The organism is Bacteroides cellulosilyticus DSM 14838, from assembly GCF_000158035.1.
Classification (GTDB): domain Bacteria; phylum Bacteroidota; class Bacteroidia; order Bacteroidales; family Bacteroidaceae; genus Bacteroides; species Bacteroides cellulosilyticus.
The window spans coordinates 527,483-538,311 of record NZ_EQ973491.1 but is presented as its reverse complement, the minus strand read 5'-3'; the positions used below and the strand labels follow the sequence as shown (position 1 = coordinate 538,311).

Annotated in this window: 10 protein-coding genes; 5 read left to right on the top strand and 5 right to left on the bottom strand. The window is 42.4% G+C overall.

All coding sequences use genetic code 11. From position 1 onward, the window contains the following. From BACCELL_RS14390 to BACCELL_RS14380, 3 genes are all read left to right on the top strand, one after another. Nucleotides 1–2,627: SusC/RagA family TonB-linked outer membrane protein (locus BACCELL_RS14390; RefSeq protein ID WP_007212582.1), on the top strand; the 2,627-nt coding region annotated here is incomplete at its 5' end. A gap of 28 nt (nt 2,628–2,655) precedes the next feature. Beyond that, nucleotides 2,656–4,251 (top strand): RagB/SusD family nutrient uptake outer membrane protein, encoded by a 1,596-nt coding sequence (locus tag BACCELL_RS14385; RefSeq protein ID WP_007212581.1) that lies wholly within the window; start codon nt 2,656–2,658, stop codon nt 4,249–4,251. A gap of 35 nt (nt 4,252–4,286) precedes the next feature. Then, the gene (locus tag BACCELL_RS14380) at nt 4,287–5,171 is read left to right on the top strand and encodes a hypothetical protein (RefSeq protein ID WP_007212580.1); all 885 of its coding nucleotides are present in this window, start codon (nt 4,287–4,289) and stop codon (nt 5,169–5,171) included. Nucleotides 5,172–5,236: 65 nt separating this feature from the next. On the opposite strand, the gene BACCELL_RS14375 is transcribed toward BACCELL_RS14380, so the two are convergent. The 5 genes from BACCELL_RS14375 to BACCELL_RS14355 are packed head-to-tail and all read right to left on the bottom strand — an operon-like array spanning nt 5,237 to nt 8,911. Beyond that, the gene (locus tag BACCELL_RS14375; RefSeq protein WP_007212579.1) at nt 5,237–5,881 is read right to left on the bottom strand and encodes a MarC family protein; all 645 of its coding nucleotides are present in this window, start codon (nt 5,879–5,881) and stop codon (nt 5,237–5,239) included. A gap of 51 nt (nt 5,882–5,932) precedes the next feature. Next, a complete protein-coding gene (locus BACCELL_RS14370; protein WP_007212578.1) occupies nt 5,933–6,625 on the bottom strand; it encodes a YjjG family noncanonical pyrimidine nucleotidase in 693 nt (230 codons plus the stop codon). Nucleotides 6,626–6,681: 56 nt separating this feature from the next. Beyond that, nucleotides 6,682–7,560, bottom strand: coding sequence for a Cbp1 family collagen-binding glycoprotein adhesin (locus BACCELL_RS14365; RefSeq protein ID WP_007212577.1), 879 nt, complete (start codon nt 7,558–7,560; stop codon nt 6,682–6,684). Nucleotides 7,561–7,593: 33 nt separating this feature from the next. After that, nucleotides 7,594–8,268 (bottom strand): 16S rRNA (cytidine(1402)-2'-O)-methyltransferase, encoded by a 675-nt coding sequence (gene rsmI / locus BACCELL_RS14360; RefSeq protein WP_007212576.1) that lies wholly within the window; start codon nt 8,266–8,268, stop codon nt 7,594–7,596. 13 nt (nt 8,269–8,281) lie between these two features. Further along, nucleotides 8,282–8,911 (bottom strand): hypothetical protein, encoded by a 630-nt coding sequence (locus BACCELL_RS14355; RefSeq protein WP_007212575.1) that lies wholly within the window; start codon nt 8,909–8,911, stop codon nt 8,282–8,284. Between the two features lie 100 nt (nt 8,912–9,011). Here BACCELL_RS14355 and BACCELL_RS14350 point away from each other — a divergent pair, with 100 nt between their 5' ends. Both BACCELL_RS14350 and BACCELL_RS14345 read left to right on the top strand, forming a co-directional pair. Continuing rightward, nucleotides 9,012–9,617 (top strand): thymidine kinase, encoded by a 606-nt coding sequence (locus BACCELL_RS14350; protein WP_007212574.1) that lies wholly within the window; start codon nt 9,012–9,014, stop codon nt 9,615–9,617. A 25-nt stretch (nt 9,618–9,642) separates the two neighbouring features. Beyond that, nucleotides 9,643–10,773: an AI-2E family transporter gene (locus BACCELL_RS14345; RefSeq protein ID WP_007212573.1), complete on the top strand. Its 1,131-nt coding sequence runs from the start codon at nt 9,643–9,645 to the stop codon at nt 10,771–10,773. Nucleotides 10,774–10,829 lie beyond the last annotated feature (56 nt).

Here is a 10,829-nt window from a genome sequence, read left to right as displayed (position 1 = left end):
GAATTCCTTTTGATGGTGATATTTCTTCTATCAATTCACAGGATATTGAAACTATGACTGTACTGAAAGATGCTGCCGCAGCAGCTTTGTATGGTGCTCGTGGTGCTAACGGTGTTATCTTGGTTACCACTAAAAAAGGTAAGGACGGTAATGCACGTGTATCTGTAGATGCACGTTGGGGTAGCAATTCCCGTCAAGTAGGCAAATACGACGTGATGGAAAACCCTGATACGTACATGGAGACTCTCTATAAGGCTCATTACAATGCCGCTTATTACAAATTGGGACGTACCCCAGAAGCAGCGCACACTTATGCTAATACACAGTTGTTCCCGGCAATCGGTTACCAAATATATACATTACCTCAAGGTGAGGGTCTTATCGGTATGGATGGTAAAATCAATCCAAATGCGAAGTTGGGCTATAGTGACGGACAATATTACTATACTCCGGATGATTGGACAGATGGAACGATCTCCAGTCAAATGCGTCAAGAGTATAACTTGAGCGTATCAGGTGGTACAGACCGTTTGAACTACTATTTCTCTGCCGGTTACCTGGAAGATAACGGTGTTATCGAAAATTCAGGTTTCAATCGTATTTCTACGCGTTTGAATGTAGACTACCAAGCAAAAAAGTGGCTGAAATTCGGCACCAGTTTAGGATATACTAACTCTAAGAGCAAGTATCCGGGTGACCAAACAGCTACTGCTTCTTCAGGAAACGCTTTCTTACTGGCAAATAATATTGCTCCAGTTTATCCGATGTATGTACGTAACGCTGATGGTTCACTAGCTTACGACAAGAATTCAGGTAACAAGATTTATGATTATGGTGATGGTAGCAGTACAAACAGCACGCGTAACTTTATGTCCATGTCAAACCCCAAGGGTGACTTGCTTTATAATAAGGAAGAATACCTGATGGATATCCTTAACGGTAAATGGTTCATCGAGTTGTCCCCAATTGAAGGACTGAAACTAACAGGTTCATTAGGTGCCTATATTGATAATACACGTTATAATGTTTTGGGTAACAAGTATTATGGACAGTCTGCAAGTTACGGTGGTACTGCACAACAAGAACACATACGTACATCCGCCTTCAACCAGCAATACCTGGCTACTTATAAGAAAAGCTTCGGCATGAACAATTTCGATGTTCTGTTAGGTTATGAGAGCTATGACTACCGCTATGAATATAGTTATGCAACCGGGCAGAATCTTTATAAGGATTATGACTTCACGGTAAACAACACTATCGATAACAAACGTGGTGGTGGTGCTCGTGACGAATATTCTACCAGAGGTATTATCAGTCGAATCAATTACGACTTTGATGAAAAATACTTTGCCAGTGCTTCTTACCGTCGCGACGCTTCTTCTCGTTTCCATCCTGACAAACGTTGGGGTAACTTCTGGTCGGCCAGTGTCGCATGGGTTATCAGTAAAGAAGCATTTTTGGAAAATACAGAATGGATTGATATGTTGAAGCTAAAGGCTTCGTTTGGTCAGCAAGGTAACGATGCATTGCTGAGAAACGGTTATGCAAACTACTATCCGTATCTGGATCAATACTCCATGACCGGTGCTAATGGTATATTCTCGGATGGTACACTTTATTATAAAGGTAATCCAGATATCACTTGGGAAAAAAGTAACTCTTTCAATATAGGTACTGACTTCACACTGCTCAACCATAAATTAGAAGGTACAATAGAATATTTCAACCGTAAGACTAGCGACATGCTTTATAATAAGCCGGTAGCAAACTCCAACGGTTACAGTTCTATTCCAATGAACATTGGTTCGATGACTAACTCGGGTGTAGAAATTGAATTGAATTATACTCCGATTGATATCAATAATTTGAAGTGGAACATTTTTGGGAATGCTACTTTCCTGAAAAATAAAGTAAATAAGCTGCATCCTGATTTGAATGGTGAATTAATCAATGGTTCACGTATTTATCGCGAAGGTGAATCTATGTACCAACTTTATCTAGTGAAATATGCAGGTGTTGACCCCACTACCGGACAATCTTTGTTCTGGGCGAAAGATGATGAAGGAAACGCCTATACAACAGCAGACTATGCTGTCGCTTCTAATTGCAAAGAAGCTACCGGTGATTTGCTTCCGACCGTCTATGGTGGTTTTGGTACTAGCTTGGATTTCTATGGTTTTGATTTTTCTATCCAGTTCTCTTATCAGCTGGGTGGTAAACTGTGGGATTATACTTATCAAGACTTGATGCATGGTGGCAGCAACAGTAATGCCGGTTACAACTGGCATAAGGACATTGCTAAAGCTTGGACGGCAGAGAATCCGAATACAGATGTTCCTCGTTTGTGTGCAACCGAAAACTATGATGCAGGTTCAAGCTCCGACCGCTGGATTGTTTCTTCCAACTACTTGTCTATTAACAATATTACTTTAGGTTATACATTGCCGAAAAGAATCGTACGCAACTTGGGAATAGAATCACTTAGAGTTTATGGTGCTGCCGACAATGTTGCATTGTTTGCTGCACGTAAAGGATTAGATCCACGTCAAGGTTATGTATCATCTACCACCTCTACGTATGGTGCATTACGCAGTATTTCGGCAGGAGTGAAATTAACGTTCTAAACTATACTAACTATAAAGCAGAATAACAATGAAAGATATAAAATTTAAAATATTCGCATCGGCACTTGCAAGTGTATTGCTTGTGGGGTGTAATGATTTGGATACCGAACCACTGGGTGCTGTTGTTACAAGCGACCAGAAAGAAGAAGTTGTTAAAAACGACCCAGAAATGGTATCGGCAAGTGTAACGGGTATCACTGCGATGTTCAGTGTATATGGCAATGCCATCCCCACTTCTTTTGGACACGACGACTTCGGTTATGGTTCAATTATGCTGAACTTGGACAGCCGCGGCACGGATATGGTTGGTTTAGATATAAACTATAACTGGTTTACCCGTTCTATGACTTTTGAGGATCTTTTCTTTAACTATCGCCCGACAAACATATTATGGCGTACGATGTACAACCAGATTTATACTGCTAATGGAGTAGTGAGTACCATCGACCCGGCTACGGAAGATAGCTCTCTAAAGTACTACCTGGCACAAGCTTTGTCTATACGTGCATTCGATTATTTCGTATTGGCCCAGATGTATCAGCATACTTATAAAGGGAATGAAAGCAAGCCTTGCGTTCCTCTGATTACAAACGAAAATGCCAATGAGGCTGCTGCAAATGGTTGCGCCCGGTCTACCGTGCAAGAAGTTTACGATCAGATCATGAGTGACCTGAACAAAGCTGTATCTTTATTAGAAGCTACTGACAAAACCCGCGGTACCGATAAGCGCTATATCAGCAAGGAAGTGGCTTATGGTTTACGTGCACGTGTCAATCTGACCATGCAAAATTGGACTGCGGCAGCTGAAGACGCTCAAAAAGCCATCAACGGTAGCGGTACACCTTATAGCCGCGAAGAAGCAGGTGCTCCGGGCTTTACAGAAAGCAGTGACCACTCTTGGATGTGGGCCATTGTAATCGCTGAAACAGACCGTGTAGTAACTTCCGGTATTGTGAATTTCCCTTCACATATGGGATCACTGAATTATGGATACGCTTCAGTAGGAGCATGGCGTATGATCAACAAGAAGTTGTATAATGAGATTCCTGATACAGACGTTCGTAAAGGATGGTGGCTCGATGCCAATAAGCACTCTGACAATTTGAATGCAACACAAGTAGCCCAAGCTACGAAATATGGTTGCCCCGCTTATACCCAAATGAAATACGGTCCTTATAAAGGAGTAATGGCTCAAAGCACCAACGCAAGCGACATTCCTCTGATGCGTGTGGAAGAAATGTATTTGATTTTAGCAGAAGCACAAGCTATGGGGGGAAATCCTTCAACCGGCGCAGCTACTTTACAAAAGTTTGTAAATGACTATCGTGACCCTGCCTATGTTTGTACCGCTTCCAGTGCAACAGCTGTACAGGATGCAGTATGGCAGCAACGCCGTATTGAACTTTGGGGTGAGGGCCTTTCTTATTTTGATATTCTGCGACTGAACAAAGGTATCGACCGTCGTGGAGCCGGATTCCCTGCCGCTTATGTATTTAACGTGCCGGCTGGTGATAACACCTTGATCTACCGTATCCCTGAAAGTGAAGAACAAGGTAACTCATTGATCTCGGCATCAGACAATAATCCGGTAACATCAATTCCGTCTCCGGTTACAGACAACTAATGAACATAGGTAACAAACTGAAAAAATAGCATTATATGAATTTCAATAAATCAATTCTATCCATAGCGCTGTCGGTAGCGGCTGTCATGTTTGTCGGCTGTAGTACCGATGGTTATTGGGACAAAGCCCCGATAGACAGCGAAGTGAAATATACGTTCGACCAGAGCGAACAAACCTATAGCGTAGCAGGTACTGAAACGTTGACTGAAATCAAGGTTTCTCTGACACGCAATACCAATGTAGGTGCATCGACCATTGCCGTAGATGCAAAATTTAACGATCCTGCATTGAGCGGACCGGCTGAGGTAACATTTGCAGATGGTAGTAATACCGCCATTTATACGATTGCAGTAGGTGACATTCAAGTAGGCGTTTCTTATAAAGCGACTCTTTCCATAGCAAAGGATAATACCTCTGTATCAGGCAATTCTACCACAACAATTAATTTAAGCAAATTGTACAATTGGGTAGCAGCCGGTAGCGCTCAGTTCTATACTTCATGGTCAGGAACCATCGACGATAACGGTTTGGTAGGTGACGGTGTAAAAGTGGATATAGAAAAGGCAGAAGGTGGTAATGGTTTGTACCGACTGGTAAGTCCCTACTATTATTCAGAAACAGCAGCCGGTGCAACAGGAGTGACTTTGGAAAAGGGACACCACATACAGTTCACCGTTAATGCCGCTAATGGAGCACCTGTCGGATTCCCAACTACGGTCCAGAAAATGGGTGAAGCGAGTGCAGACGATGGCAACTATTACTTTGCCTACACACCGGGTAAGAACAACTGTGCATTCGAAAACGATGGTAACCTCTATATAATCAATGCCTTGGTAGGTTATGATGAAGGTGGAAGCAGCGTTAGTCTGGGTTGGTATCAGACCGTAGCATTTATCTGGAATGTAAATTATCCATGGTGATAATCATACGATAACTGAACATTTTAAATACCCCCGAATGTCCAACCTGACATTTGGGGGTATTTTTATATCAATCCTTCTTTCAAAATATCCACCAATATCGGCTTTGCCCCACTCACAAAACACTCCACAGCAATTACCATCAGAATAAGTCCCATCAGGCGCATCATCACATTATTTCCCGTTTCCCCTAATACTTTTACCAGTCGCGTAGAGGCACGCAAGATGAAAAATGTAATCAAGTAGATAAAGGCGATCATACCAATCAGTACACCTTTCATTTGGATAGTATGGGCATCCTGCATCAACACAATGGCGTTTGCTATGGCACCGGGACCGCAAAGCATCGGAATCCCTAAAGGGGTGACGGAGATGTCATCGGCATAAGTTTTAATCTCTTCATCTTTCAATTTCATTTGTGTATAACGTGCCTGCAACATATCAAAACCGATTTTAAAGATGATAACACCACCAGCTATACGAAAACCGTTTGTAGAGATCCCAAAGAACTTGAACAGGAACTGACCTGCAAAGGTAAAGACCATAATCGTGATGAAAGCCACTAATGTAGCACGAGACACTACAGACTGTCGCTCCTTATCCGTCATTCCATGGGTCATGGTCAGAAAGACGGGCATAGTCCCGAGAGGATTTGTCAACGTAAAGAAAGAAGTGAAACAAAGCAAAGCGAAAGGTAAAATAGTATCCATAGCTGCAAATTATGTGTTTACGCTGACAAAATTACAACTAATCCCTCAATGTCACAACAATTGGAGCAACTCTTTCAAATCTGTAATCTGATAAGTAGGCTTAAATGGAAACTCGGTACGTCCCGTTACATTATAGAACACCTGATGCATGCCTACTCCCTGAGCACCCGTTATATCATTTTCCCAGCTGTCACCCACCATCAACGATTCACGTAGTTCAGACTGGGTAGCCGACATGGCAAAATGGAAAATCTCGGGCCATGGCTTCAAGACACCAATATCATCTGATAAAACTACTTTCTTGAAGTAATGGTCAATCCCGGCAGAACGCATTTTGTGGCATTGCAGTTCCTGAAATCCATTGGAGAGGATATAAAGATTATATTTAGGTGCCAAATATTCCAGCACTTCCTGCGCATGGGGCATCAATCTGCTTTTTGTAGGAATAACCGCAAAGAAGTCATCAGAAAAAGCTTTCGCTAAAGCCGCATCCCCCTCTCCTACTGCCTCCAGCGGATAGAGAAAACGTTGACGATTCAATTCTTCTTTTGTCACTTTTCCATCTGCATATTCTGCCCACAATTCGATATTACGCTTCTCATAGAGTTCATAGAAATGTTCAAAAGACCGAAAATAGCGATCATATTCATATTTGCGATACATTTCCTCAAATGTATCACGGGCATTAAAAGAAAAGGCCCAGAGAGTATCGTCCAGGTCGAAAAAAATATTCTTGTACTGCATATAAAAAGAAAATGGCAGGGATAACCCTTCCCTGCCATTCTTATAATTTAATTAAGTTATTTTACTTGGATAACTAGGTATCTGGATACGCTCCAGAAATCTTTCGGATTCGAAATCTTCAGAACGAGCTGATCTTTATCATCTTTCTCCAAAGCATAAGAACCTGCTGGATGAGTGGTCAAGACATCTGCACTCTTGGAATACAACTTAATTTCTTTCGTTGTACGAATATCAACCTGAGTAAAGTAATCCTTATTGATATCACTATCCTTAAGCACTTGCTTTTTCTGGAAGAGACCGGTATTTGTCAGAATATTCTGATCCTTCAGTTCTTTCTTTGTTCCGAAAACAAACCAAGCGGTGTTCAATGCTTTATCCTGCTCAGCTACGGTTTTAGCTTTTGCTTCATTTTCGGCAGTAAGCACTTCTTTGTCAGTTGACAGGCCAGTCACAGCTGCATCCAATTCCTGAATACGAATATTCTTGGAGGCAAGTTCAGCCTGCAATTCCTCGATACGCTGGGTTTTGGCTACCAATTCCTGGGTCAGAGATTCTACAGCTTTCTTCAACTGGGTAGAGTTATTCTTGCTACTTTTCAGCATAGCTTCCAGTTTAGCGATCTGCTCTTTGTTTTCCTGCATTTGTTTCTGGATAAATTCAATATCAGTGGCTATTTGCTGCTTAGCTGATAAAGAACCTTCTGAAACCGCACCACGCTGCAAGTCTACGCGACTTTCGGCGGCATTGATTTGGCGGAAGCCTTCAGAGATATCATTGAAAGTACCCATCATTTCATCCAGTTCAGCATTACGCTGAGTAAGTTCCATCAAAAGAGAATCATTTTCAGCTTTCAGTTGGTCTTTACTTCCACCTGACAAGCCGTCGCACGATGCCATAACGGCCGCACATACAATTAAAACTGCTAACTTTTTCATACGCTTTTGTTTTACGTTGGTTAATGAAGTTATTTAATCGTCTATTCCTGCTACTACTATTACTATTTCTCCACGCGGGTCATTGGCTGTGAAATGCTCAATCAATTCAGTCAGACTGCCACGCACCGTTTCTTCGTGCATCTTCGAGATCTCCCGGGATACAGATGCCTGACGTTCCGCACCGAAATGCTCTGCAAACTGAGTCAACGCTTTCACCAGACGGTGGGGAGACTCATAAAACACCATGGTACGGCGTTCCTCTGCCAATATCTTCAGACGTGTCATACGTCCTTTTTTCTGCGGAAGAAAACCTTCGAAACAGAATTTTTCATTTGGCAAGCCCGAAGCAACCAAAGCCGGCACAAGAGCTGTAGCCCCCGGCAAACATTGTACTTCAATACCGTTGCGAACACACTCACGCACTACCAGAAAGCCCGGATCAGAGATTCCCGGTGTACCTGCATCCGATATTAACGCAACAGTTTCACCCGCCTTTATTTTATTAACAACACTTTCCACCATTTTATGTTCATTAAACTTATGATGGGATTGCATTGCGTTCTTTATTTCAAAATGCTTCAGTAAAATTCCGGAAGTGCGCGTATCTTCGGCAAGAATCAAATCCGCCTCTTTCAGAATACGAATAGCCCGAAATGTCATATCTTCCAAATTTCCTACCGGAGTAGGCACTACATAAAGTTTTCCCATATCCGTAATTGCTTTAGCTGAAGTATTTCTTAAGAAGTTCTATAAAATCAACCACCGTTTCATTCTCTTCATCAAGATTAACGGTAGAAGAAAAGAGTTCCAATGCCTTTTCCAATGAAGGAGCAGCACCCAATTGGTGTATCACTTCATTCATACGGGCAGTATTACCGCCAAAAATCTCACGTGCAAAACGGAATGAATCATTCAGACTGATAGCATGCCGCAGATCAGTAGCCGGTTTTATCCGTTCTGCTAAAATAGGCGATGCAGAAGATATTATTGCGGACGGTTCAGACTCGGGTTTGGGCGTGGACTCAGGCTTGGGAGATACGATCTCTACCGGCTTGGTGATTTCAACAACGACTGGTTCTACAGGAATCGGTTTAACCGGTTCAGGAGCAGTGGCCGGTTCGGGAATAACCACTGGAGCGACAGGAGCTTCAGGAATGGCAACTTCCTCTACGGGAGTTTCGTCCAGCAGTTTCTGCAAAGCATCCAGTCGTGCACGCATCTGCTGTATATTCCGTTTAGCTACTACCTTCAATGTAGGGTTGGCGTCTGTTGCAAGAACTTGCATTAAATATTTCAGTTCCTGAATATCCAGTTCTATGTCGTCCAATAATGTCTGCATTTCCTTTCGCATCACAAATGTTAATGCCGCAAATGTAGAAATAAATAATGAAAAAATATCGGAAAGCCATTAAAAGTGTTATTTTTGCGGCTAAAATAAACATTTTAGAACAATGGTATTATTCTCGGAAGACCATATACAGGAAACCAATCGTAGAGGAAGAATCGAAGTTATATGCGGCTCTATGTTCTCCGGTAAGACGGAAGAACTAATCCGTCGTCTGAAACGCGCTAAATTCGCCAAACAGCGTGTAGAAATATTCAAGCCTGCCATTGATACACGCTATTCGGAAGAAGAGGTCGTGTCTCACGATAGCCATTCCATTGCTTCTACGCCGATTGATTCATCGGCAAGTATCCTGCTGTTCACTTCAGAAATCGATGTAGTAGGTATCGACGAAGCGCAATTCTTTGATAATGGTCTGATTGATGTATGTAATGAACTTGCCAATAATGGCATACGTGTTATTGTTGCAGGTCTGGATATGGACTTCCGTGGTCTTCCTTTCGGTCCTATGCCGGGACTTTGTGCCATTGCCGATGAAGTATCCAAGGTCCACGCTATCTGTGTGAAGTGCGGACAATTAGCCTCCTTCTCACACCGCACTGTCAAGAACGACAAACAAGTCCTTCTGGGAGAAACAGCCGAATACGAACCCCTCTGCCGGGAATGTTATCTGCGGGCAATAAAGGGGGACCGGAGTGTCGCCGGTGGATAAACTATAAATAAAAAGCAAAAGCCTTATGGAGCGTAAGAAAATTACATTCGACAGTTTTATCCGTGCTGTCATTCTCGGTGCTATCATCATTGGGGTATTAATGCTCTTGAAACGATTGAGCGGCGTATTGCTTCCGTTCTTCCTTGCCTGGCTTATTGCTTATCTGATATATCCGTTGGTAAGCTTCTTCCAGCATAAGCTACGGCTAAAAAACAGAATAATATCTATCTTTTGTGCCTTGTTTACTCTCAGCGTTATAGGAAGCGTTGCATTCTATTTGCTTGTGCCGCCCATGATTCAGGAATTCCTGCGGGTAAAGGATTTATTGATAGAGTACTTCAGCACCACTCATACAGCAAGCAATGTCCCCACTACCCTCTCCGAATTTATCCGGCAGAATATCGACCTGCACATCTTAGAGCAAATGTTCAGCCAGGAGAATATATTGGATGCCCTTAAAGTAACCGTTCCTAAACTATGGTCGCTTATATCGGAGTCTATCAACCTCTTATTCGGGTTCTTCACCGTCTTCCTTATCCTATTATATATAGTGTTTATTCTGCTTGATTACGAAAGCATTTCCGAAGGCTGGGCACACCTGATGCCAAAGAAATACCGTAAAACAGTAACCGGCATACTGAATGATGTAAAAGACGGCATGAACAGATATTTCCGCGGACAGGCATTAGTAGCTTTGTGCGTAGGCATTCTATTCAGTATCGGCTTTCTGATTATTGATTTCCCGCTGGCCATTGGTTTGGGATTATTTATCGGTGCGCTGAATATGGTGCCTTATCTACAAATCATCGGCTTTGTCCCCACCATCATGCTTGCCATTCTGAAAGCTGCAGATACCGGTGATAATTTCTGGATCATCATAGCTTCGGCTACTGCTGTATTTATAGTGGTACAAATCATACAAGATGGCTATCTCGTTCCCCGTATCATGGGAAAGATTACCGGTCTGAATCCGGCTATCATCCTGCTCTCCCTATCCATTTGGGGATCGTTAATGGGAATGCTGGGTATGATTATAGCTTTGCCGCTTACCACTCTGATGCTCTCCTATTATCAGCGATACATCATTAATCAAGAAAATATTTATAAGACAGAAACCACTGAAGATCAACCAATAGAGGGTATAGAAGAAAAATAATGCAAACTTTTTTCCTCATATTCCTTGCAAATTAAATAAAAGTACCTATCTTTGCA

What these genes read in the sequence shown, in the direction of transcription:
- BACCELL_RS14375 (WP_007212579.1), bottom strand. Translation starts at nt 5,881, where the DNA reads ATGGATACTATTTTACCTTTCGCTTTGCTTTGTTTCACTTCTTTCTTT.
- BACCELL_RS14365 (WP_007212577.1), bottom strand. Translation starts at nt 7,560, where the DNA reads ATGAAAAAGTTAGCAGTTTTAATTGTATGTGCGGCCGTTATGGCATCG.
- rsmI (WP_007212576.1), bottom strand. Translation starts at nt 8,268, where the DNA reads ATGGGAAAACTTTATGTAGTGCCTACTCCGGTAGGAAATTTGGAAGAT.
- BACCELL_RS14370 (WP_007212578.1), bottom strand. Translation starts at nt 6,625, where the DNA reads ATGCAGTACAAGAATATTTTTTTCGACCTGGACGATACTCTCTGGGCC.
- BACCELL_RS14355 (WP_007212575.1), bottom strand. Translation starts at nt 8,911, where the DNA reads ATGCGAAAGGAAATGCAGACATTATTGGACGACATAGAACTGGATATT.
- BACCELL_RS14350 (WP_007212574.1), top strand. Translation starts at nt 9,012, where the DNA reads ATGGTATTATTCTCGGAAGACCATATACAGGAAACCAATCGTAGAGGA.
- BACCELL_RS14385 (WP_007212581.1), top strand. Translation starts at nt 2,656, where the DNA reads ATGAAAGATATAAAATTTAAAATATTCGCATCGGCACTTGCAAGTGTA.
- BACCELL_RS14345 (WP_007212573.1), top strand. Translation starts at nt 9,643, where the DNA reads ATGGAGCGTAAGAAAATTACATTCGACAGTTTTATCCGTGCTGTCATT.
- BACCELL_RS14380 (WP_007212580.1), top strand. Translation starts at nt 4,287, where the DNA reads ATGAATTTCAATAAATCAATTCTATCCATAGCGCTGTCGGTAGCGGCT.